The organism is Modestobacter sp. SYSU DS0290 (assembly GCF_054050955.1).
Genome location: NZ_JBJHAI010000029.1, coordinates 1 through 22,517 on the forward strand (window position 1 = coordinate 1; position 22,517 = coordinate 22,517).

Annotated in this window: 17 protein-coding genes and 1 riboswitch; of the genes, 11 read left to right on the forward strand and 6 right to left on the reverse strand. The window is 73.9% G+C overall.

What is annotated here, in order from left to right:
• Positions 1 to 86: 86 nt before the first annotated feature.
• A complete protein-coding gene (locus ACI795_RS18050; RefSeq protein ID WP_457076959.1) occupies positions 87 to 647 on the reverse strand; it encodes a transglycosylase family protein in 561 nt (186 codons plus the stop codon).
• A gap of 2 nt (positions 648 to 649) precedes the next feature.
• Positions 650 to 840, reverse strand: a riboswitch (cyclic di-AMP (ydaO/yuaA leader).
• A 290-nt stretch (positions 841 to 1,130) separates the two neighbouring features.
• Between ACI795_RS18050 and ACI795_RS18055 the strand changes: the two genes are divergently transcribed.
• Genes ACI795_RS18055 through ACI795_RS18065 form a run of 3 tightly spaced genes read left to right on the forward strand, consistent with a single transcriptional unit; the run spans position 1,131 to position 4,080 of the window.
• Entirely contained in the window at positions 1,131 to 2,150 is a 1,020-nt protein-coding gene (locus tag ACI795_RS18055) for an efflux RND transporter periplasmic adaptor subunit (protein ID WP_457076960.1), read from the forward strand.
• Positions 2,147 to 2,875 (forward strand): ABC transporter ATP-binding protein, encoded by a 729-nt coding sequence (locus ACI795_RS18060; RefSeq protein WP_457076961.1) that lies wholly within the window; start codon positions 2,147 to 2,149, stop codon positions 2,873 to 2,875. The genes ACI795_RS18055 and ACI795_RS18060 overlap by 4 nt, the downstream gene beginning before the upstream one ends.
• Positions 2,872 to 4,080: an ABC transporter permease gene (locus ACI795_RS18065; protein ID WP_457076962.1), complete on the forward strand. Its 1,209-nt coding sequence runs from the start codon at positions 2,872 to 2,874 to the stop codon at positions 4,078 to 4,080. The genes ACI795_RS18060 and ACI795_RS18065 overlap by 4 nt, the downstream gene beginning before the upstream one ends.
• A 132-nt stretch (positions 4,081 to 4,212) precedes the next feature.
• Here the strand turns inward: ACI795_RS18065 and treY are convergent, their stop codons facing one another.
• Both treY and glgX read right to left on the reverse strand, forming a co-directional pair.
• Positions 4,213 to 6,555 (reverse strand): malto-oligosyltrehalose synthase, encoded by a 2,343-nt coding sequence (gene treY, locus ACI795_RS18070; RefSeq protein WP_457076963.1) that lies wholly within the window; start codon positions 6,553 to 6,555, stop codon positions 4,213 to 4,215.
• Positions 6,552 to 8,663, reverse strand: a complete 2,112-nt coding sequence (gene glgX / locus ACI795_RS18075) for a glycogen debranching protein GlgX (RefSeq protein ID WP_457076964.1) — start codon at positions 8,661 to 8,663, stop codon at positions 6,552 to 6,554. Before glgX ends, treY begins: the two co-directional genes overlap by 4 nt.
• A 283-nt stretch (positions 8,664 to 8,946) precedes the next feature.
• Between glgX and uvrB the strand changes: the two genes are divergently transcribed.
• Entirely contained in the window at positions 8,947 to 11,064 is a 2,118-nt protein-coding gene (gene uvrB / locus ACI795_RS18080) for an excinuclease ABC subunit UvrB (protein ID WP_457076965.1), read from the forward strand.
• Positions 11,065 to 11,135: 71 nt separating this feature from the next.
• On the opposite strand, the gene ACI795_RS18085 is transcribed toward uvrB, so the two are convergent.
• Positions 11,136 to 12,098: a helix-turn-helix transcriptional regulator gene (locus ACI795_RS18085; protein WP_457076966.1), complete on the reverse strand. Its 963-nt coding sequence runs from the start codon at positions 12,096 to 12,098 to the stop codon at positions 11,136 to 11,138.
• A gap of 90 nt (positions 12,099 to 12,188) precedes the next feature.
• Here ACI795_RS18085 and ACI795_RS18090 point away from each other — a divergent pair, with 90 nt between their 5' ends.
• From ACI795_RS18090 to ACI795_RS18100, 3 genes are all read left to right on the forward strand, one after another.
• Positions 12,189 to 12,554, forward strand: coding sequence for a VOC family protein (locus tag ACI795_RS18090; protein WP_457076967.1), 366 nt, complete (start codon positions 12,189 to 12,191; stop codon positions 12,552 to 12,554).
• 342 nt (positions 12,555 to 12,896) lie between these two features.
• Complete coding sequence (locus tag ACI795_RS18095; RefSeq protein ID WP_457076968.1) at positions 12,897 to 14,027, forward strand: TerC family protein; 1,131 nt, start codon at positions 12,897 to 12,899, stop codon at positions 14,025 to 14,027.
• Positions 14,028 to 14,128: 101 nt separating this feature from the next.
• The gene (locus ACI795_RS18100; RefSeq protein ID WP_457076969.1) at positions 14,129 to 15,220 is read left to right on the forward strand and encodes a TerC family protein; all 1,092 of its coding nucleotides are present in this window, start codon (positions 14,129 to 14,131) and stop codon (positions 15,218 to 15,220) included.
• Positions 15,221 to 15,241: 21 nt separating this feature from the next.
• Here ACI795_RS18100 and ACI795_RS18105 read toward each other — a convergent pair whose 3' ends face one another.
• A complete protein-coding gene (locus ACI795_RS18105) occupies positions 15,242 to 16,486 on the reverse strand; it encodes an amidohydrolase family protein (RefSeq protein WP_457076970.1) in 1,245 nt (414 codons plus the stop codon).
• 76 nt (positions 16,487 to 16,562) lie between these two features.
• On the opposite strand from ACI795_RS18105, the gene ACI795_RS18110 reads away from it, so the two are divergent.
• The 3 genes from ACI795_RS18110 to ACI795_RS18120 are packed head-to-tail and all read left to right on the forward strand — an operon-like array spanning position 16,563 to position 20,259.
• Positions 16,563 to 18,662 (forward strand): prolyl oligopeptidase family serine peptidase, encoded by a 2,100-nt coding sequence (locus tag ACI795_RS18110; protein ID WP_457076971.1) that lies wholly within the window; start codon positions 16,563 to 16,565, stop codon positions 18,660 to 18,662.
• The gene (locus ACI795_RS18115) at positions 18,659 to 19,657 is read left to right on the forward strand and encodes a DUF2891 domain-containing protein (RefSeq protein ID WP_457076972.1); all 999 of its coding nucleotides are present in this window, start codon (positions 18,659 to 18,661) and stop codon (positions 19,655 to 19,657) included. Before ACI795_RS18110 ends, ACI795_RS18115 begins: the two co-directional genes overlap by 4 nt.
• Positions 19,658 to 19,695: 38 nt before the next feature.
• Complete coding sequence (locus ACI795_RS18120; RefSeq protein WP_457076973.1) at positions 19,696 to 20,259, forward strand: hypothetical protein; 564 nt, start codon at positions 19,696 to 19,698, stop codon at positions 20,257 to 20,259.
• A gap of 6 nt (positions 20,260 to 20,265) precedes the next feature.
• On the opposite strand, the gene ACI795_RS18125 is transcribed toward ACI795_RS18120, so the two are convergent.
• Positions 20,266 to 20,943: an MBL fold metallo-hydrolase gene (locus tag ACI795_RS18125; protein ID WP_457076974.1), complete on the reverse strand. Its 678-nt coding sequence runs from the start codon at positions 20,941 to 20,943 to the stop codon at positions 20,266 to 20,268.
• A gap of 48 nt (positions 20,944 to 20,991) precedes the next feature.
• Between ACI795_RS18125 and ACI795_RS18130 the strand changes: the two genes are divergently transcribed.
• Positions 20,992 to 22,437 carry an amidase gene (locus ACI795_RS18130; protein ID WP_457076975.1) on the forward strand — a complete coding sequence of 482 codons (1,446 nt, stop codon included), beginning with the start codon at positions 20,992 to 20,994 and terminating at the stop codon, positions 22,435 to 22,437.
• Positions 22,438 to 22,517 lie beyond the last annotated feature (80 nt).

Genomic DNA, 22,517 nt, shown 5'->3' on the forward strand with positions numbered 1-22,517 from the left:
GGGGGCGGGGCGAAACAGGCGCCCCCCCCGCCGCGCGCGCCGTGGGGGGCCCCCGCCCCCCCCCCCCCCCCCCCCCCACCGCCCGGTCAGACCGACAGCACCTGGCCCACGTAGATCAGGTGCGGGTCGCTGACGACGTCGCGGTTCCGGTCGAACAGCTGCTGCCAGCTGGTGCCGTGCGCCGCCGCGATCTTGCCCAGCGTGTCACCGGGCGCGACCGTGTACGTGGCCCCCGCCGCGGGGGCCGGGGCGGGGGCCGCCGCGGGGGCCGGGGCGGGAGCGGCGACGGGCGTCGTCCCCTCGGTGAGGTACTGCCCGCAGACCGGCCAGGCGCCGACGCCCTGGCCGTCGAGCACCCGCTCGGCGACGGCGATCTGCTGCGCCGGGGTGGCCAGGTCGGCGCGGGGCGCGAACTCCAGGCCGCCGTAGCCCTCCCAGGTCGGCTGGAAGAACTGCAGGCCGCCGTAGTAGCCGTTGCCGGTGTTGATGCTCCAGTCGCCGCCGGACTCGCACTGGGCGACGCCGCTCCAGTCGTGCTGCGGCGCGGCGGACGCCGGGGCGGCGAACGCGCCGACCGCCAGGGCGGCGGCACCGGTGGTGAGAGCGCCGCGGCGGACCAGTCGGCGGGTACGGGTGGATTCGGGCATGGGGATCCTCCGATCGCCGCCTGCGAGGTGAGCTGTCGGGTTCGGGCGATCGGTGCCCGGCCGCGCGCACGGACCGGCGGCCCGGCACGGGAGCCGGGCGTCGGACGAGCGGTGCGGCTTCACCCCGAGGCGCGAGCGTTCGCGCCGGAGATGGGTCCCCCGCCCCCGTCCTGGGGTTCGGTTGAGGTCACCGGCGGACGGGGTTGGGCGGTCCGGTGCCGTGCCCGGCCGGGAAGGCCCGGGCACCCGCCCGACGCTAGGTGGGCCCGGGCCACCCCGGCAGGCCGACCGGCGACAGGCCCGGCTCCCCTCACCGCACGCAGGCACCCGTTCACGGCCGGTCTGGATCCGAGACGCTGGGGTCCGTGGGGCGCGGGGCCGGACACACCGTTGCGCCCCCTTCCTGCGGGTGGTCGGGGCCACTAGCTTCGCGGCATCCGGCACCAGCCGGATCCGATCCGGAAGGGGCGTCCCGTGGGCGTCGTGCGCACCCTCGTCCTGCCGGTCCTCCGGCTGTTGGTCTGGACGGTGATCGCCGCCGCGCTGGTCGTGCTCGCCTTCCGCGGCGGGACCGGCGACGCCGACCCGGTGGGCGCCTCCGGCCCGCCCGGCCTCGACCTGAGCAGCCCCGCCGTTCCCGTGGCGCGCGGCACCGTGACCAACACCGTGACCGTCGAGGGCACCGTCGCCGCCGACGCCGACGTGCCGGTGAAGGCCACCTCGGCCGGCGAGGTGCGCCGGATCATCGCCACGCCGGGCAGCCGGGTCGAGGCCGGCGCCGCGCTGCTGGAGATCCGCTGGGAGGAGGAGCGCGACCCGGTGGTCGGGGTCGACGCCGAGGGCAACCCCACCTCCACCCCCCGGGACCCGCTGGTCCGGAGCGTCACGGTGACCGCGCCCGCGGCCGGCACGGTGGCCGAGATCGACGTCCTCAAGGACCAGGTGGTGGCGGTCGGCGACGTGGTCGGCGCCCTCTCACCCGGCACCCTGTCGGTGACCGCCCCGATCACCCAGGCCGACCAGTTCCGGCTGCTCAGCCCGCCGTCCAGCGCCGAGATCACCGTGCGCGGCGGGCCGGCGCCCTTCACCTGCAGCGACCTGACCCTCGGCGCCCCGCCGGCGGACGCCGGGTCCGGCGGCGGGATCGACCCGATGACCGGGATGCCCACCCAGGCCGCGGCGAGCCAGGCCCGGTGCACCGTGCCCGGGGACGTGACCGTCTTCTCCGGGATGGCCGCCACCATGGCGATCAACGCCGGCGAGGCGGTCGACGTCCTCGTCGTCCCGGCCACCGCGGTCCAGGGCGCGGTGCAGAACGGCACGGTCTGGGTGCCCGGCGCCGACGGCACCCCCGAGGAGCGGCCGGTCACCCTCGGCCTCACCGACGGCCAGCAGGTCGAGATCACCGGCGGGCTGACCGAGGGCGAGTCGGTGCTGCAGTTCGTGCCCGTCCCCGACGACACCCCCACCGGCCCCGGCATGGGCGGCGGGTGGGGCGGGTGAGCCTGATCGAGCTGTCCGGGGTCGGCCGCGACGTCCGCCTCCCCGACGGCAGCCTGCTGCCGGTGCTCGGCGGGGTCGACCTGCGCGTCGAGGCCGGGGAGCACATCTCCATCGTGGGCCGGTCCGGATCGGGCAAGTCCACGCTGCTCAACGTGCTGGGGCTGCTCGACAGCCCCACCGCCGGCAGCTACCTCCTCGACGGGCAGTCCACCGACGGGCTGTCCTCCCGCCGCCGTGCCCGGCTGCGCGGGGAGACCTTCGGCTTCGTCTTCCAGCAGTTCAACCTGCTGCCCCGGCGCACCGCCGTGGAGAACGTGGCCGCCCCGCTGCTCTACGCGCGGCGAGCGGAGTTCTTCACCCGCAACCGCACCGCCCGGGCGATGCTCGACCGGGTGGGGCTGGCGCGTCGCGCGGACTCGGTGCCCGAGCGGCTCTCCGGTGGCGAGCAGCAGCGGGTGGCGATCGCCCGGGCCCTGGTCCGCACCCCCCGGGTGGTGCTCGCCGACGAGCCCACCGGGGCCCTGGACGTCGACACGGGTGCGGCGGTGATGGCGCTGCTGGCCGAGGTGACCGCGGAGAACGGTGCCGCCCTGGTCACCATCACCCACGACCTGTCCGTCGCCGCCCTCGCCTCCCGCAGGTTCCGGCTGGACGCCGGCCGGCTGACCCCCGTTCCCGCCGGCGGCGAGCTCGCCGCCGCGACCGCGGACCGGACCGCGCCGTGACCGGGCTGATCGGCAGCCTCTCCGAGGCGTGGGGCGAGGTGCGGGTGCACAAGGCCCGCGTCGTGCTCTCCCTGGTCGGGGTCTTCCTCGCGGTGCTGGCGATGACCTCGGTGACGGCGCTGGGGCAGATCGTCGCGCAGGTGCAGCAGGAGCAGGCCGAGCGCTACGGCGGCCGGACGGCGACCGTCTCGGTGCAGGCCTTCGGCACGACCGGCCCGCTGTCGGCCGCCGACTGGCAGGCGGGGATCGACGACCTCGTCGCCCGCTACGGGCTGCCGCCCGAGGCGGTGGCCACCCGCGGGTACCGGGACCAGCTCTTCCGCTTTCCCGGCGGCACCGAGACGGTCCCCGCCTCGGTGGTGTCACCGTCCTACGGGCCGCTGCACCGGCTGCAGCCCACCGAGGGGCGCTGGCTGCGCGAGGGTGACCGGCTGACCCTCGCCCCGGCGCTCGTGGTCAACCAGCCCTTCCTCGACCGGCTCGGGGTGCCCGACCTCTCCGGCCGCCCGACCGTGGTGATCGGCGGGCCCCGGCCCCAGCTCGCCAGCATCGTCGGGGTGGTCGCGGAGGGCGGCAGCGACCCGATGGTCTACCGGGTCGACCGCGCCGCCGGTGACGCGACGGCCGCCGACGCCGAGTCGTTCGGCTACGGCCCGCCCAGCGTCGAGCTGTGGGTGCCGGCGGCCCAGGCCGACGAGGTGATGGCCGCGGTGCAGACCGACCTGAGCCGGCTGCTGCCGGGCGCCCAGGTGGACGCCTACCGCTCGGACCCGGAGAACCTGGAGGAGACCATCGGCCAGCTGCGGCTGGCGGTCCGCGGCGCCGGCCTGCTGGTGCTGCTGCTCGGTGGGATCGGGGTGCTCAACATCGGGCTGGTCACGGTGCGGCAGCGGATCCGGGAGATCGGCGTGCGCCGCAGCTTCGGTGCGACGTCGGGCCGGGTGTTCGCCGCGGTGGTGCTGGAGAGCGTCGTCGCGACGGCGCTGGCCGGGCTGGCCGCGGTCGCGCTGTCGGTGGCGATCGTGCGCAACCTGCCGCTGGAGGACTGGCTGGGCGGGGGAGTGCCGCTGGCCGACGCCCCCGGGTTCCCGGTCTCGGCCGCCGTGGAGGGGCTGGTCGCCGCCACCGCCGTCGGCGCCCTGGCCGGCCTGGTGCCCGCCCTCATCGCCGTCCGCGTGAAGGTGATCGACGCCATCCGGTTCTGAGCCCTCACCCGCCCGGGCAGTGGTGACGCTGCCGCTGGGCCTGGACGCGGACCTGCTGGGACGGCCGGTGGGCCCGGTCGGGTGGCGTGCCGCCTGACCGGCGGCCGGAGGTTCCCGGCCGCCGGTCGGGGACTAGTCGCGGACCAGGAGGGCGACCGGCAGCTGGGCGAGCAGCTCCGCCAGCGGGGCGCCGTGCGCGTCGGCCACCACCCGGGTGCCGGTGAACAGGTCCCGCCACGCGCCGGTGGGCAGCGCCAGCCCGGTGTCGCCCCACCCGGTCCCGGCCAGGTGCACCGGCAGCCGGGTCGCCACCGTCACCACGCCACCGCGGTCGAAGGCGACGGCGTGGTCGGCGGCCGCCCCGGTCGCCTGGACCGGGGTGTAGCCGGCGAAGGCCTCCGGGTGGTCGCGCCGGTGGCGCAGCGTGCGGGAGACGACCAGCAGCTTCGCGGCGCCCTCCGCGTCGACCGGCGGCACCCAGCCCTCGTCGAGCCGGGCCAGCAGCCGGCGCCGCAGGGCGTAGTCGACCGGGCGGCGGTTGTCCGGGTCGACCAGGGAGAAGTCCCACAGCTCGGTGCCCTGGTAGACGTCCGGGACGCCGGCGATGGTCAGCTGCAGCAGCTTCTGCGACAGCGAGTTCGACCAGCCGAACGGGGCGATGCGGGCCACGAACCGCTCGATCTCCGCGTGCGTCGTCGGGTCGTCGAAGGCGGCGTCGACCAGTGCGTGCAGCTGGTCCTCGAACTCCTGCACCGGGTTGGTCCAGGTGGTCGAGGTGCCGGCCTCGCGGGCGGCCTTCTCCACGTACGCGTGTGCCCGCTCCCGGGACAGCGGCCAGGCGCCGACCAGGTTCTGCCACACCAGGTGCGCCAGCGACCGGTCGGCCAGCGGGTGCCGGCCGATCCACCCGCGGACCAGCCCGGCCCACTCGCTCGGGACCTCGGCCAGCACCGCCAGCCGGGCACGCACGTCCTCGCTGCGCTTGGTGTCGTGCGTGGACAGCGTGGTCATCGACGCCGGCCGGCGGTCCGCCCGGCGCTGCTGCGCCGCGTGGAACTCCGCGACCGTGCCGCCGAACCGCGCCGGGTCGCCACCGACCTCGTTCAGCGCCACGAACCGCGCCCACCGGTAGTAGGCGCTGTCCTCCACGCCCTTGGCCATCACCGGGCCGGAGGTCTGCTCGAACCGGGTGGCCAGCTCGGTGCCGGCCGAGCCGAGCAGCGGGTGCAGCCCGTCGACGGCGGCGGCCAGGTCCGGTCGCCGCAGCTTGACCGCGGCGACGGTCTCGTCGAGGTGCTCGCGGCCGTCGGGCAGGTAGCTGCGGTACACCGGGAAGCTGGCCAGCAGCTCCGCCAGCCCCTCGGTGACCTGCTCGGCCGGCACGCCCGCCAGGTCGCCGACGATGCGCTGCAGCCGGGCCACCTCCGAGCCGAGCATCCCGTCGGTGACCTCGCGCTTGCAGTCGTGCACCAGCTGCGCGTAGTCGACCCGGGCGCCGGCCAGCTCGGTGTCCAGTGCGGTGAACGCCGGCTCCCCGGCCGGGTCGATCAGCACCTCGTCGACCTCGGCGAGCGCGTCGTACCCCGTCGTCCCGGCCGTCCGCCAGCTCTCGGGGAGCTCCTCGCCGGGCTCGAGGATCTTCTCCACCACGGTCCACCGGTTCCCGGTGGCCGCGGCGAGGGCGTCCAGGTAGCCCTTCGGGTCGGCGAGGCCGTCGGGGTGGTCGATCCGCAGCGCGTCGACCGAGCCGTTCTCCACCAGCTCCACGATCAGCGCGTGGGTGGCCCGGAACACCTCCGGGTCCTCCACCCGCAGCCCGGCGAGGGTGTTGATCGCGAAGAACCGCCGGTAGTTGAGCTGGTCGTCGGCCCGGCGCCAGTCGACCAGCTCGTAGTGCTGCCGGTCGTGCACCGTGACCGGGTCGTCGCCGGCCTGGGCCGTCCCGGGCGCGACGGGGAAGCGGTTGTCGTAGTAGTGCAGCTCCAGCTCGCCGTCGACCTCGACCAGCTCGAGCCGGGCGACGTCGTCGGCGCTGCCCAGGACGGGGATGCGCACCCGCCCCCCGCCGAAGTCCCAGTCGACGTCGAAGGCGTCGGCGTGCGCGGACTCCCGCCCGTGCCGCAGCAGGTCCCACCACCAGCCCGACTCGTGCGCGTCGGAGACGCCCATGTGGTTGGGCACCAGGTCCAGCACGAGGCCGAGGCCGTGCTCGTGCAGCTGCGCCACCAGCCGGTCCAGACCCGCCCGGCCACCGCGCGGCTCGTCGATGTGCGCGTGGTCGGTGGTGTCGTAGCCGTGCGTGCTGCCCGCGGCCGACCGCAGCAGCGGCGAGGAGTAGGCGTGGCTCACCCCCAGGTCGGCCAGGTAGCCGGCCACGGACGCCGCGTCGTCCAGGGTGAAGTCGGCGGTCACCTGCAGCCGGTAGGTGCCCGAGGGCACCTGCCGGCCACGGTCGCCGGTCGAGGGTGCCGTCACGACGCGGCCGCCTGCAGCACGACCGTCGACCGCGGCTGCAGGGTGACCTTCCCGCCGGCCTTCAGCTCCAGCGGCTCGACCTCGCCCAGCTCGGCGGTGTCGACGACGAGCGTCCAGCCCTCCGCGTACTCGTCGCTGGGCAGGGTGAAGTCGATCTCCTCGTGCGAGGCGTTGAAGGCCAGGTAGAAGTGGTCGTCGCTGACGTACTCGCCGCGCTCGTCCATCTCCCGGATGCCGTGGCCGTTGAGGTACATCGCCAGCGACTTGGCGGAGCCATCGGACCAGTCCGCGTCGTCCATCGGCTCGCCGTCCGGGCCCAGCCAGGCGATGTCCTGCTGCGGGTCGGTCTCCTCCCACGGGACGGGGCGCCCGTGGAAGAACCGCCGGCGGCGGAACGTGGGGTGGTCGGTGCGGAGCCGGGTGACCAGCTTGGTGAACTCGAGCAGGCCCTCGTCGACGTCCTCCCAGTCGATCCAGGTCAGCTCGGAGTCCTGGCAGTAGCCGTTGTTGTTGCCGCCCTGGCTGCGGCCCAGCTCGTCGCCGTGCAGCAGCATGGGCACGCCCTGGCTGAGCATCAGCGTGGCGATGAAGTTGCGCCGCTGGCGGGCCCGCAGCTCCAGCACCTCGACGTCGTCGGTCTCGCCCTCGACGCCGCAGTTCCAGCTGCGGTTGTGGCTCTCCCCGTCGTTGTTGCCCTCGCCGTTGGCCTCGTTGTGCTTGTCGTTGTAGGAGACCAGGTCGTTGAGGGTGAACCCGTCGTGGGCGGTGACGAAGTTGATGCTCGCCACCGGCCGGCGGCCGGCGTGCTGGTACAGGTCGGCCGAGCCGGAGATGCGGCTGGCGAACTCACCGAGGGTGCCGTCCTCGCCGCGCCAGTAGTCGCGCACGCTGTCGCGGTACTTGCCGTTCCACTCGGTCCACAGAGCGGGGAAGTTGCCGACCTGGTAGCCGCCGTCGCCGACGTCCCAGGGCTCGGCGATCAGCTTGACCTGGCTGACGATCGGGTCCTGGTGCACCAGGTCGAAGAAGGCCGACAGCCGGTCGACCTCGTGGAACTGGCGGGCCAGGGTGGAGGCGAGGTCGAAGCGGAAACCGTCGACGTGCATCTCGGTGACCCAGTAGCGCAGCGAGTCCATGATCAGCTGCAGCGACTGCGGGTCCCGGACGTTGAGCGAGTTCCCGGTGCCGGTGGTGTCCATGTAGTACTGCTCGTCGCCCTCGACCAGCCGGTAGTACGCCCGGTTGTCGATGCCCTTGAACGACAGGGTGGGGCCCAGGTGGTTGCCCTCGGCGGTGTGGTTGTAGACGACGTCGAGGATGACCTCGATGCCGGCCTCGTGCAGGGCCCGGACCATGCCCTTGAACTCCTGCACCTGCTGCCCGTCGGTCGACTGGGCGTACTCGTTGTGCGGGGCGAAGAAGCCGATCGTGTTGTAGCCCCAGTAGTTGCGCAGGCCCTTCTGCAGCAGCGTGTCGTCCTGCACGAACTGGTGCACCGGCATCAGCTCGATCGCGGTCACGCCCAGGTCGGTGAGGTGCTCGATGACCGCCGGGTGGGCGATGCCGGCGTAGGTGCCGCGCAGCTCCTCCGGCACCCGCGGGTGGGTCATCGTCAGCCCCTTGACGTGGGCCTCGTAGATGACGGTCTTCTGGTACGGGGTCTTCGGCGGCCGGTCGGTGCCCCAGTCGAAGAAGGGGCTGACGACGACGGACTTCGGCATGTGTGCCGCGGAGTCGTCGTCGTTCCGCTCACCGGACTCGAAGTGGTAGCCGAAGACCGACTCGTCCCAGTCGATCTGCCCGTCGATCGCCTTGGCGTAGGGGTCGAGCAGCAGCTTGTTCGGGTTGCAGCGGAGGCCCTGCGCCGGGTCGTTGGGCCCGTGGACGCGGTAGCCGTAGCGCTGGCCGGGCTGGATCCCCGGCAGGAACGCGTGCCACACGCCCGCGTCGCGCTCGGGCAGCCGGACACGCTCCTCGTTGCCCTCGGCGTCGAACAGGCAGAGCTCGACCTTCTCGGCGACCTCGCTGTAGATGGCGAAGTTCGTGCCCGTGCCGTCGTAGGTCGCACCGAGCGGGTAGTCGGAACCGGGCCACACCTGGGTGGTCATGGGAGAGGTCGTCCTCCTGGCTGAGGCCCCCGGGGTGGGGGCTGGCGTCACACCCCTGGTCCGTGACCGGGCCAGGGGTTCGCCGTCGGATGCCCGGAACGGGCCCCGATCACACCTGTCGCCTCCACCACGGTGGAGCGGTGGGCGGGACACGTCGTCGAGGTGTCTCAGGCAGGTCACCCAACAGTCTGCCAACTCCGGCCCCGGTCCGCGATCTTGGTGGTCACCGGCCCGCGCGGTCGGTGCGGACCGTTCTGTCGCATCCGCGTCGTACCGTCGTCCCGTGCGCACGAACACCGACCTCCGCCCGACCCGGGGGCGGTTCCGCGTCGTCAGCGAGTTCCAGCCCTCGGGCGACCAGCCGGCGGCGATCAAGGCCCTCGCCGAGCGGGTGAACGCGGGGGAGACCGACACGGTGCTGCTCGGCGCCACCGGCACCGGCAAGTCGGCGACGACGGCGTGGCTGATCGAGCAGGTGCAGCGCCCCACCCTGGTGATGGCGCCGAACAAGACCCTCGCGGCGCAGCTGGCCAACGAGTTCCGCGAGCTCCTGCCGGACGCCGCGGTGGAGTACTTCGTCTCGTACTACGACTACTACCAGCCCGAGGCGTACGTCCCGCAGACCGACACCTACATCGAGAAGGACTCCTCGATCAACGAGGAGGTGGAGCGGCTGCGCCACTCGGCGACGAACAGCCTGCTCACCCGCCGCGACGTCATCGTCGTCTCCACCGTCTCCTGCATCTACGGCCTGGGGACGCCGGAGGAGTACGTCGACCGGGCGCTGAAGATCAAGGTGGGGGAGGACCGCGACCGCGACGAGCTGCTGCGCACGCTGGTCACCGAGCAGTACACCCGCAACGACCTGGCGTTCACCCGGGGCACCTTCCGGGTGCGCGGCGACACGATCGAGGTCTTCCCGGTCTACGAGGAGCTCGCGGTCCGGATCGAGATGTTCGGCGACGAGGTCGAGCGGCTCTACTACCTGCACCCGCTCACCGGCGAGGTCGTCCGCGAGGTCGACGAGCTGTTCGTCTTCCCGGCCACCCACTACGTCGCCGGCCCCGAGCGGATGGAGCGGGCGATCGCCACCATCGAGGCCGAGCTGGAGCAGCGGCTGGCCGAGCTCGACCGGCAGGGGAAGCTGCTGGAGTCCCAGCGACTGCGCATGCGCACCACCTACGACATCGAGATGATGCGGCAGGTCGGGTTCTGCTCCGGCATCGAGAACTACTCGCGGCACATCGACGGCCGTGCCCCCGGCAGCGCCGGTGCCTGTCTCATCGACTACTTCCCGGACGACTTCCTGCTCGTCATCGACGAGTCGCACGTGACGGTGCCGCAGATCGGCGGCATGTACGAGGGCGACATGAGCCGCAAGCGCACGCTGGTCGAGCACGGCTTCCGGCTGCCCTCGGCGATGGACAACCGACCGCTGAAGTGGGAGGAGTTCACCGACCGGATCCACCAGACCGTCTACCTGTCCGCGACGCCGGGGAACTACGAGCTGGGCCGGGTGCAGGGCGACGTGGTCGAGCAGGTCATCCGGCCGACCGGCCTGGTCGACCCGGAGGTCGTGGTCAAGCCGACCAAGGGCCAGATCGACGACCTGGTGCACGAGATCCGGCTGCGCACCGAGAAGGACGAGCGGGTCCTGGTCACCACGCTGACCAAGAAGATGTCCGAGGACCTCACCGACTACCTGCTCGAGCTGGGCATCAAGGTGCGCTACCTGCACTCCGAGGTCGACACCCTGCGCCGCGTCGAGCTGCTGCGCGAGCTCCGGCAGGGCGAGTACGACGTGCTGGTCGGCATCAACCTGCTGCGCGAGGGGCTCGACCTGCCCGAGGTGTCGCTGGTGGCGATCCTGGACGCCGACAAGGAGGGCTTCCTCCGGTCCGGCACCTCGCTGATCCAGACGATCGGCCGGGCGGCGCGCAACGTCTCCGGGCAGGTGCACATGTACGCCGACAAGATCACGCCGTCGATGGCGCAGGCGATCGACGAGACGAACCGGCGTCGCGAGAAGCAGATCGCCTACAACACCGAGCACGGCATCGACCCGCAGCCGCTGCGCAAGAAGATCGTCGACATCCTCGACGGCATCTACCAGGCGGCGGAGGAGACCGAGGCCGCCACCGAGCTGCTCGGCGGGTCGGGGCGACAGCAGTCGCGCGGCAAGGCGCCGGTGCCCGGGCTGTCGTCGAAGAGCAAGGCCAAGGCCGGGTCGATCGACGTGCAGGGCCTGCCGCGCAACGAGCTCGCGGACATGATCACGCAGATGAACGACCAGATGCTCGCGGCTGCCCGGGAGCTGCAGTTCGAGGTCGCCGCCCGGCTGCGCGACGAGCTGACCGAGCTGAAGAAGGAGCTGCGCCAGCTCGACGCCGCGCACGCCTGACCGGTCTGCGCCGCCCGTGTGCCCCGTGGTGCTGACCGGACCGGTCGGCCAGCACCGCCCGAGGGCCGGCGTCAGCCGGACGCGGTCGGCCCATGGCGGGTGGCGAGGTCACGGGCCAACTGGTGGACCAGTTGGCGGGCGGGCTCAGGCGCCAGCACCTCGATGTGGTCGCCGAACTGCAGCAGCTGTCGGACTCCCTCGACCTCCTCGTACCGGACCGTCACCTGGCACCAGAGCTCGTCGAGGTGGCGGACGTCGCCCATCCGGGAGCCCAGGATGCGACGGGCGAGATCCAGGCGGCTCCTCCGGAGGCGGGCCGTGATCGCCACGTCCCCGGCCTGCTCGACCTGTGCGCGGAGGTGGGCCCACACCGTCGTCAGGGTGTGCCCGGCTCGCAGTCGGGCGGGGGGACGGAGCACCTCGTAGGAGGTGAGACGCTCGAGGGCGAACACCCGAGGGGCACCGTCGGTGTCCGCCACGAGATACCAGCGGCCCGCCTTGACCGCGAGTCCGTACGGGTCCACCACCACCGGGGCCGGCTGGGTGGTGCCGCTCCGTCGATAGCGGATCTCCAGCCGTTGCCGGGCCCGGAGGTCCGTCGCCAGGTCAGCGATGTCGACGTCGGCGGGGGAGGCCAGCCAGGCCGTGCTGTCCGCGATGATCAGCTCGCTCCACGGTGTCACCCCAGCGCCGGGCATTCGGGCTCGCCGTGCGGCGAGCTTGTGCGCGGCCTGCTCGGCGGCCGCGGCCAGCCCCAGTTGCTGGAGGCGGGCGTGGTCCACCCCGGTGAGCGAGAGCGCCTCGATCTCCCCGGGGTCCAGGTGTGACGCGTTGAGGCGTGCCCCGGTGAGGAGGACGACCCCGCCGTGCCGGCCGCGCTCCGCGTAGACGGGGACCCCTGCCGCCGACAGCGCCTCCACGTCGCGCAGGACCGTCCGCCGTGACACGTCGAGCCGCTCGGCGAGCTCACGGGTGGTCATCCGCTGCCGGGCCTGCAGGAGCAGCAGCAGGGTCAGGAGCCTGGCCGCCTTCACGCCCACATCCGCACCGGAAAGGTGACCGCTCCTGTCGTCATTGCGCGGTGGAGTCGCGGACGTCCACAGTCCGACGTCCCCGGAGCCCACGTGTCCGCACCCAACCTTTTCCTCGTCTACGTCCAGGACGCCGAGCAGGCCACCGCCTTCTACCGCGACCTGTTCGACATCCAGCCGTGCTTCACCAGCCCCCGCTACGTCGCGTTCGAGGTCGCTCCGGGGGTGCTGTTCGCCGTGTGGACGGGCCGCGCCGAGCACGCGGTCCCGGCCACGCCCCGGGTCAGCGAGGTGGGACTGATGGTCACTGGCGGCGCTGCGTCCGTCGATCGCGTCCACGCCCGGTGGGCGGCCAAGGGCGTCACCGTCGTCGAGGAGCTGCACGACGACGTGTTCGGCCGGACCTTCGTCGTCTGTGATCCCGACGGGAACCTCATCCGGGTGTCACCGGTCGACTGATCGCCGCAGCCGTCCTGTCTCCCGGGGGTGGCCGGCCGCGGTCACGGCGGGCCCCGGGGTCGGTGCCCCCGGTCCTGTGCCGTCCGCGGCCGAGTCCGCGGTCGACGGGAACTCTGTGCGCCGGCTGGACGTTGGGGGCTCCGGACTCGCACTGCGGGCATACCAGGTGACAGCGCAGCCGCTGCCGGTGGTGAGCGGGTCCGACGTGGAGGGGAGTATCCCTGCGCGGCAGTGGTCGTCAGCACGGGTCACCGACCCCGGCCCTGTCGGTCGGCCCGGTCTCCGGGGCGGCGGGAGAGACCTCCGGTACTGACTGCTGCCAGTGAACCGGAGGAATCCGAATTGGACGTCCCACTCTGGGTCTGGGCGATCACCGTCGCCGCCATCATCGGGATGCTGGTGTTCGACTTCGTCGGACACGTCCGCACCCCGCACGCCCCCACGCTGAAGGAGTCGGCCACCTGGTCGGCGGTCTACGTCGGCATCGCGCTCGTCTTCGGCCTGCTGGTGCTGTGGTTCGCCGGCGGCAGGTACGGCGGTGAGTACTTCGCCGGATGGGTCACCGAGAAGAGCCTCTCGGTCGACAACCTCTTCGTCTTCGTGCTGATCATGGCCAGCTTTGCCGTGCCCCGGGAGCTGCAGCAGAAGGTGCTGCTCTTCGGCATCGCCTTCGCCCTGGTGCTGCGGACGCTGTTCATCTTCGTCGGCGCCGCCGCGATCGAGAACTTCAGCTTCGTCTTCTACATCTTCGGCGGCTTCCTGATCTGGACCGCGATCGCGCAGGCCCGCAGTGGTGGGCACGACGAGGACGAGGAGTTCAAGGAGAACGCCGTCCTCCGGCTCACCCGCAAGGTGCTGCCGACGACGCAGGAGTACCACTCCGACCGGCTCACCGCGAAGATCGACGGCAAGCGCCACATCACCCCGCTGGCCATCGCGCTGATCGCCATCGGCAGCGCCGACATCCTCTTCGCCGTCGACTCCATCCCGGCCATCTTCGGCCTCACCCAGGAGACCTACCTGGTCTTCACCGCCAACGCCTTCGCGCTGCTGGGGCTGCGGCAGCTGTTCTTCCTGCTCGACGGCCTGCTCGACAAGCTGGTGTACCTCGCCTACGGCCTGGCGGTCATCCTCGGCTTCATCGGCATCAAGCTGGTCATCCACGCGCTGCACGAGAACGAGCTGCCGTTCATCAACGGTGGTGAGCACGTGACCCGGATCCCGGAGATCCCCACCTGGCTGTCGCTGGTCGTCATCCTGGTCACCCTGGTCGTCACCACCGTGGCCAGCCTGCGCAAGAACAAGAAGGACGCCGCCCGCCGGGGGCAGCGCACCGGCCCGGGCGACCCGGGCGCCGACCGGACCGGCCGGCACATCGGTGCCCCGGGCGACCCCGAGCGGGCGTCCGAGGACGGCCTGCCGGAGCCCCGTCAGGCGGCGACCACCGAACGGGACGGCCCCGACCGGAGCTGAGCGACCTGCCCGCCGGCGGCTCCAGGGCGGCCGGCGGGCAGGCCGACCCCTGGTCGCGCCCGCCGGGTGGTTGGTGCAACTGACTTGTAGAGTTCCGGTACGTGGAGCTCCCCGTCTGGTTCGAGATCTCGACGTTCGTGGGGCTCACCGTCCTGCTGCTCGCCGACCTCGCGATCGTCGCCCGCCGTCCGCACGAGCCCTCCGTGAAGGAGGCCACCGGCTGGGTCAGCTTCTACGTGGGGCTGGCGCTGCTGTTCGGGCTGCTGCTGCTCGTCTTCACAGACGGTGCATTCGCCACCGAGTTCTACGCGGGCTGGCTGACCGAGTACTCGCTCTCGGTCGACAACCTCTTCGTCTTCGTGATCATCATGGCCCGCTTCCAGGTGCCCCGGAAGCTGCAGCAAGAGGTCCTGATGGTCGGGATCATCATCGCGCTGGTGCTGCGCGGCATCTTCATCCTGGCCGGCGCAGCCCTGATCGAGCAGTTCATCTGGGTCTTCTACCTCTTCGGCGCCTTCCTGGTCTGGACCGCGATCAACCTGGTCCGGCACCGCGACGAGGACGAGGACTACGAGGAGAACGCCCTCATCCGCCGCATGCGGAAGGTGCTCCCGATGACCGCGGAGTACCACGGCAGCAAGATCCGGGTCGAGCACGGCGGCAAGAAGCTGTGGACGCCGATGATCGTGGTCTTCCTCGCGCTGGGCACCACCGACCTGCTGTTCGCGCTGGACAGCATCCCGGCGATCTTCGGCCTCACCCGCGAGGCGTTCATCGTCTTCACCGCGAACGTCTTCGCGCTGATGGGGCTGCGGCAGCTGTACTTCCTGCTCGGCGGCCTGCTCAAGCGACTGGTCTACCTGTCCCTGGGCCTCGCGGTCATCCTGGCGTTCATCGGCGTGAAGCTGGTCCTCGAGGCGGTGCACGAGAACCAGTACCCGTTCGCCGGGGAGCGGGAGCCGCTGGAGGCGGTGCCGACGGTGCCCACCTGGCTGTCGCTCACGGTGATCCTCGTCGTCCTGCTGGTGGCCACCGTGGCCAGCCTGCTGAAGACCCGCGGCGAGCAGGCCGAGGCCGGCCCGGCCGCCGTGACCGGCGAGCCCCCGGTGGACACCGACGCGACCGGGCGCACGGTGCCCGGCGCGGAGGAGACCGGCCGGGCCGAGGTGGTCGAGGAGCCCCGCGGCAGCTGAGCGGCGGCCACCGGCCGGGCGTCAGCGGGGCGGCATCGTGCCGGGCTCGACGACGGCGCCGCCGGCCGCGACCAGCTCGCCGTCCCGCCACACCTCCCGGACCCGTCCGGCCAGCCCGGTCAGGTCCGCGGCGTCGCCGTCCAGCACGACGACGTCGGCCCGCTTGCCCGGCTCCAGGCTGCCGAGGGAGTCGGCGACGCCGAGCAGCCGCGCCGCGGACAGCGTCGTGGCGTGCCACGCCTGCTCCGGGGTCATGCCGCAACCGGCCATCAGCCCGAGCTCGCTGAGGTTGTCGCCGTGCGGGCCGACGCCGCTGTCGGTGCCCATGGCGATCCGCACGCCGGCGTCGACGGCCCGGCTGACCGCCTCGTCGTGCACCGCCTGCACGGCCCGCGCCTTCGCGACCACGGCGTCTGGGAGGGCGGCACCGGCGTCGGCGGCCGCGAGCACCGCCCGCGGGGCGGCGAGCGTGGGCACCAGCCAGGTGCCGTGCTCGAGCATGAGCTCGATCGCCTCGTCGTCGAGGTAGATGCCGTGCTCGATGGAGCGGACGCCCGCCCGGACGGCGGCCTTGATCCCCGCTGCGCCCTGCGCGTGCGCCATCACCCCGACACCGGCGGCCTCGGCCTCCTCCACCAGCACGGCGAGCTCGGCGGGGCGGAAGTGCGGGTGGCGCGGGTCGTCCCGGGCGGAGAGCACGCCGCCGCTGGTGGCCACCTTGAGCACGTCGGCGCCCGCGCGGAGCAGCTCGCGCACCGTGCGGCGCATCTCGTCCGGGCCGTCGACGATCGTCCGCGGCCGGCCCGGGTGCGGCCCGAGCAGCGGCACCTCGGCGCCGCAGACGTGCCACCCGTCGCCGTGGCCGCCGGTCTGGGACAGCATGCTGATCGCGATCTGCATCCGCGGCCCGGCGGTGAGCCCGCGCCGGACCGCCTCGGCGACGCCCAGGTCGGCGCCACCGGCGTCGCGCACCGAGGTGATGCCCTGGGCCAGGGTGCGGCGCAGGTTCTGGGCGGCCTCGAAGAAGCCGTAGCTGAACGGCGTCTGCAGGTGCCGCAGGGTGTCGACGCCGCTGAGCATCACGTGCACGTGGCAGTCGAACAGGCCGGGCAGCACCGTGGCGCCGGTGCAGTCGACGACCTCGTCGCCGTCCAGGCCCGTCCCGACCTCGACGATCCGGCCGTCCTGCACCGCGACGTCGGCGGGCGCGGCCGGGCGGCCCGTGCCGTCGAGGACCTGGCCGCCGGAGAACACGCGTCGCGTCATGCGGGCACCCTAGGACCTCACCCGTTAGCGGTGCTCACCATCTGGCCCGCGCGGAGCCTGGGTTAGCGTCGCGGGCATGCGGCCGACCGACCTCTCCCTGCTGCGCGTCCCGGGTGTGCCCGCGGTCTCCCCGGACGGGCGGACCGCGGTCGTCGCCGTGACCCGGCTCGACCTCGACGCCGACGAGTACCGCAGCCAGCTGTGGACCGTGCCGACCGACGGCTCGTCCCCGGCCCGCCCGCTCACCGCCGGGCACCGCGACTCGGCGCCCGCCTTCTCCCCGGACGGCCGCTGGCTCGCCTACCTGGCCGCCGAGCCGAAGGGCGCTCCGCAGCTGCACGTGCTCCCCACCGACGGCGGCGCTCCCCGACGGCTCACCGACCACCACCTCGGCGCTGGGGCACCCGTCTGGTCGCCGGACTCCCGGCGGCTGGCGTACACCGCCCGGGTGCCCCAGGCCGGGCGGTACGGCACCGACGAGGACGTCGCCCCGGCGGCCGAGGCGCCCCGGCTGATCACCACGCTGAAGTACCGCAGCGACGACGTCGGCTTCACGACCGACCGGCGCCAGCACGTCTTCGTCGTCGACCTGCCCGGCGACGCCGACGACACCGCCGTCCCGATGCCCGAGCCGGTCCAGGTCACCGGCGGCGACCACGACGACGCCGACGTCGCCTGGAGCCCGGACGGCGCGCTGCTGGCGTTCGTCTCCGCCCGCCACGAGGGGGCCGACGCCGACCTGGTCACCGACGTCTTCGTGGTGCGCCCCGACGGGTCCGGGCTGCGCCGGGTCACGCAGGGCCGTTCGGCCGTCGCCCACCCGGCCTGGGACCCGGCGGGGGAGACCCTCTGGTTCTCCGCCCAGCCCGACCTGGGTGACAGCGGCCGGGACTTCGTCGGCCGCAACACCACGCTGTGCCGGGCGCCCGCCGCCGGCGGCCCGGTCACGCCGGTGCTCGACCCGGAGACGCACGACCGGGGCGACGAGACGCCGGCGACCGTCGTCACGCCCGACGGCGTGCTGTTCGGGGTGCAGCGGCGCGGCGCGGTCGAACTGCTGCGGGTGCCGCTGGGCGGCGGGGAGCCCGAGGCGCTGGTCGACGGGCCGTACACGGTGCGCGGCATCGGGGCCGGCGGAGGCGTCGTGGTCGCCACGGTCGCGCACGACCGGTCCGCCGGCGAGCTGATCGCGATCACCCCGGGACGGCGCCGGCTGATCACCGCCTTCGGTGCCCCGTTGCAGGAGACCGGCCGGCTGCACCGGATGCGGGAGCGGACCGCCACCGCCCCCGACGGGTACCCGGTGCACGGTTGGCTGACCACTCCGCCCGGCCCCGGGCCGCACCCGGTGCTGCTCACCGTGCACGGCGGGCCGTTCAGCCAGTACGGCTGGACGCTGTTCGACGAGACCCAGGCCTACGTCGAGGCGGGCTACGCGGTGCTCATGTGCAACCCGCGCGGGTCGTCCGGCTACGGCCAGGAGCACGGCCGGGTGATCAAGGAGCACATGGGCGAGCTCGACGCCGACGACGTGCTGGCCTTCCTCGACGACGCGCTCAGCGACCCGCAGCTGGACGCCTCCCGGGTGGGGCTGATGGGCGGGTCCTACGGCGGTTACATGACCACCCTGCTGCTGGGGCGCACCGACCGGTTCGTCGCCGGGATCAGCGAGCGGGCGTTCAACGACCCGGTCAGCTTCGTCGGGTCGTCGGACATCGGCTGGTTCTTCCCCGACGAGTACCTGGGCACCGACCCCGAGCGGGTGGCCGCCCAGTCGGCGCTCGCGCACGCGCACCGGATCACCACGCCGACGTTCGTCATCCACTCCGAGGAGGACTGGCGCTGCCCGCTGGAGCAGGGCACCCGGCTCTACGTGGAGCTCAAGCGGCGCGGGGTCCCCACCGAGCTGCTGCTGTTCCCCGGCGAGGGCCACGAGCTCTCCCGCTCCGGGCGGCCGAAGCACCGGCTGGCCCGGCTGGAGCACGTGCTGCGCTGGTGGGCGCGCTGGCTGCCCACGCCCCGGAACCGGGCCGGGGTCGCGGAGCTCCCGGCCGGTGGGGGGCCGGCGGCTCCGGTGGGGGAGGAGCCGGTGCAGGTCCAGGTCGAGGCGGTGGCCGACGGCGAGGCAGGCGGGCGGCGGGACGACACGCTCAGCGTCCCGGCCACCCGGCTGTGACCCCGCAGCTGCAGGCGGCCGCCCCGGAGCTCGCGGCCACCGCGCTGCGGACGGTGCAGGAGGAGTTCCCCAACGGGCTGTACGTGCACTACCGCGCACCCGGGGACGCGCCGGTGCGGCCGCGGGACCGGCACCCGGCCTTCTACGGGAGCTACGACTGGCACTCCGCCGTGGAGATGCACTGGGTGCTGCTCCGGCTGCTGCGGGTCGCTCCCGGGAACCTGCCCGCGGACGAGATCCGGGCGGTGCTCGACGCGCACTGGACGCCGGAGGCGGTCGCCGCGGAGGTGGCCCACGCCGTCGCCCACCCCGGGTGGGAGCGTCCCTACGGCTGGGCCTGGGCGTTGACGCTGGTCGAGGAGGCGGCGTCCTGGGCGGCCGAGGACGGCGCGCCGGACGACGTCCGGCGGTGGGCGGCGACGCTGCAGCCGCTGGCCGACCACTTCCTCAGGGCCTACGCGCGGTGGCTGCCCGCGGCGACCTACCCGGTCCGCACCGGACTCCACCCCAACAGTGCGTTCGGCCTGCTGATGGCGCTGCCGGCGGCGCGGCGGGCGGGGGTCGACGGGATGCTCGTCGATGCTGCCCGCCGCTGGTTCGGCGAGGACGCCGACGCCCCGGTGCGCTGGGAGCCCTCGGGTTCGGACTTCCTGTCGCCGTCCCTGGTCGAGGCGGTGCTGATGACCCAGGTCGTCCCGGACGTCCCGGCCTGGCTGTCGACGTTCCTGCCCGGAGGCGTGTCGTTCACCCCGGCGGTGGTCGGCGACGCGAGCGACGGGCAGACCGCCCACCTGCACGGGCTGAACCTGAGCCGTGCCTGGTGCCTGCGCCGGCTGGCCGATGCCCTGCCCGCCGACGACGCCCGGGTCCCGGGGCTGCGCGCCTCCGCCGGGGAGCACGCCGCCGCGGCGCTGCCGCACGTCAGCGGGAGCGACTACATGGTCGAGCACTGGCTCGCCGCCTACGCGCTGCTGTACCTCGACCCCGCGTACTGAGTGGCGCTGATCCCGCACGCGGACACATGATCACGAACATGTCGGACCGGGTGGGGAACTGGCTGCGGGCGATGTCCCGCCGGCGTCGGCGCTGGGTCGTCGCCGGCCTCGCGCTGGCCGGCTACGGAGCGGTGTACCTGGCCGTGGTCGGCGCACTCACGCTGGTCCGCGGCGGTGCGGCCGACTGGGGCGGTCCGCTCGGTGGGACCATCGGCGGCGCCGCCGGTGCCTCGGCCGCCATCTGGTGGCAGAGCCGGCGGATGGGCGGGCTGGACCGGCTGAACCAGCTGCAGCGGGCGGCGAAGCAAGGAAGGCTGCCGGACGACGCCGACCCGGCGGTCTGGCGGCCGCTGCTCACCCGGGAGCTGCAGTCGATGCGGCGTGCGTGGGTGTGGCTCCTCGCCGGCTCGGCCGCGCTGAGCTCGGTCCTGCTGATCGTGCTGCTCGTCGACAGCACTGGCCGGACCGGCTACCTCGTCGTCGGGGTGTTGCTGATCGGGGCGGTCGTGCTCCTGTTGAGCTGGCTGTCCCGGCGTGAGCGCCGCAAGCTCGAGCGGCTGCTCGCTCAGCTCCCCGGGGCCGAGGACGTCCCGGCGGGCTGACGCAGGTCACCAGCCGCGGTCGCGCCACTCCGCGAGGTGGGGGCGCTCGGCGCCCAGCGTGGTGTCGGCGCCGTGACCGGGGTAGACCCAGGTCTCGTCGGGCAGGGCGCCGAACAGCCGGGCCTCGACGTCGTCGAGCAGGCTGGTGAACCGCGCCGCGTCGGACTGGGTGTTGCCGACCCCGCCGGGGAAGAGGCTGTCACCGGTGAAGACGTGGGTGCCGGCCCCCTCGGGCCCCCGCCAGACCAGCGCGATGCTGCCGGGGGTGTGCCCGCGCAGGTGCACCACCTCCAGCACCTGGTCGCCGACGGCGACGGTGTCCCCGTGCTCGACCGGGCGGGTGACCGGCACCGGCAGGTCAGCGGCGTCGGCCGGGTGCGCCACGGTCTCCGCGCCGGTCGCCCGGACGACCTCGGGGAGCGCGCGATGGTGGTCCCAGTGCCCGTGCGTGGTCACCACGGTGCGGACGTCGGCGGCGTCGATCAGCTCCATCAGCGCCTCGGGCTCGGCCGCCGCGTCGATCAGCAGCGCCTGGCCGGTGCCCGGACCGGTGCCGCTGTCGGTGAGCAGGTACGCGTTGTTCGCCATCTCGCTCACCGCCAGCTTGCGGATGGTCAGACCGGGCAGCTCGCGGACGTCGGCCGGTCCGCCGACCCGCACCTCGCCGGTGTAGCCGTCGCTCATCCCGCTCCCATCTGAGAACTGTCGGTCGCCCCGGTTAGGTTCGACGGCATGGACGCTAGTGCAGGTGCCGCGCCCGCGGGCCCCGGTCCGAGCTCCGGGGCGGGGGCGGACGGGGTCGTCGGGCTGCCGGCCACCGAGCTGGCCGCGCGGGTCCGGTCCGGTCAGCTGACCGCTGTCGAGGTCGTCCGGGCGCACCTGGCGCACCTGGCCGAGGTCGAGGCCAGGATCGGCGCCTTCCGGGTGGTCCGGGCCGCGGCGGCGCTCGCCGAGGCCGCGGCGGTCGACGCCTCGCCGGACCGGGCGCGGCTGCCGCTGGCCGGCGTCCCCGTCGCGGTGAAGGACAACGTGGCCGTGGCGGGGGAGGTGGCCACCGAAGGGTCGGCGGCGCACACCCCGGCGCCGGCGGCCACCGACGACCCGGTCGTGGCGCGGCTGCGGGCCGCCGGTGCGGTGGTCGTGGGGATCACCCGGGTGCCCGAGCTCTGCGTCTACTCGGCCACCGACGGCCCGGGCACCGTCACCCGCAACCCCTGGGACACCGGGCGGTCCCCGGCCGGGTCCTCCGGTGGCAGTGCCGCGGCCGTCGCTGCGGGCGTGGTGCCGCTGGCCCACGGCAACGACGGGATGGGGTCCCTGCGGCTGCCGGCGGCCGCCTGCGGGCTGGTCGCGCTGAAGCCCGGCACCGGGGTCGTGCCCGGGGCGGTCGGGGCGAACAGCTGGTACGGCATGGCCGAGCACGGGGTGCTCGCCACCACGGTGGCCGACCTCGCCGCCGGCACCGCCGTGCTCGCGGGTGCGCCCCCGGCCGAGCCGCCCGCGCCCGCCGGGCCGCTGCGGATCGCGGTCTCCACCCGGTCCTCGGTCCCCGGCGTGCGGCTCGACGCCGCCGGCCGGGCCGCGCTGGACGCCGTCGTGGCCGAACTCCGCGCCGCCGGGCACACCGTCGTCCGTCGGGACCCTCCGATCACCCCGGCCGCCGCGGCCGCCGTCGTCGCCCGCTGGCTGGCCGGCCCGGTCACCGACGCCGACGCCCTGGGGATCGACCGGCGCGCGGTCGAGCCGCGGCACCGGGTGCACACCCGGCTGGGTCGGCTGGTGCAGCGCGCAGGCCTGCTGCGGCCCGGCGCGCTGGCGGCCTTCCGCGCCCGGATGGCCGCGTACTTCACCGAGGTCGACGTGCTGGTCACGCCGGTGGTCAGCGGCCCGCCGCTGCCCGCCCGCCCGTGGCACGAGCGCGGGTTCCTGGCCAACGCGACCGCCAACGCGCGCTGGGCACCGTGGACCTGGGCGTGGAACGGGGCCGGCCTGCCGGCCCTGGTGCTGCCCGCCGGCCCGGGGCGGTCCGGGCTGCCCACCTCGGTGCAGCTCGTCGGACCGGCCGGCGCCGAGACGCGACTACTCTGGCTCGCCGGAGAGCTGGAACGCCGGCTGCCCTGGCGCCGGCACGCGCCCGTCTTCGACCCCCGCACCCTGGCCGGCGTCCCGCTGGGCTGACCGGCTCGGCCGGGAGACCCAGCCGACACCGCGGTGGGGAAGCCCGCCCGCCGGACCCGGCGTTCCACCCAGCAAGAACC

Coding starts and splice junctions, on each gene's coding strand:
- ACI795_RS18120 (WP_457076973.1), top strand. CDS start 19,696: ATGTCGGACCGGGTGGGGAACTGGCTGCGGGCGATGTCCCGCCGGCGT.
- ACI795_RS18125 (WP_457076974.1), bottom strand. CDS start 20,943: ATGAGCGACGGCTACACCGGCGAGGTGCGGGTCGGCGGACCGGCCGAC.
- ACI795_RS18105 (WP_457076970.1), bottom strand. CDS start 16,486: ATGACGCGACGCGTGTTCTCCGGCGGCCAGGTCCTCGACGGCACGGGC.
- ACI795_RS18130 (WP_457076975.1), top strand. CDS start 20,992: ATGGACGCTAGTGCAGGTGCCGCGCCCGCGGGCCCCGGTCCGAGCTCC.
- ACI795_RS18050 (WP_457076959.1), bottom strand. CDS start 647: ATGCCCGAATCCACCCGTACCCGCCGACTGGTCCGCCGCGGCGCTCTC.
- ACI795_RS18110 (WP_457076971.1), top strand. CDS start 16,563: ATGCGGCCGACCGACCTCTCCCTGCTGCGCGTCCCGGGTGTGCCCGCG.
- glgX (WP_457076964.1), bottom strand. CDS start 8,663: ATGACCACCCAGGTGTGGCCCGGTTCCGACTACCCGCTCGGTGCGACC.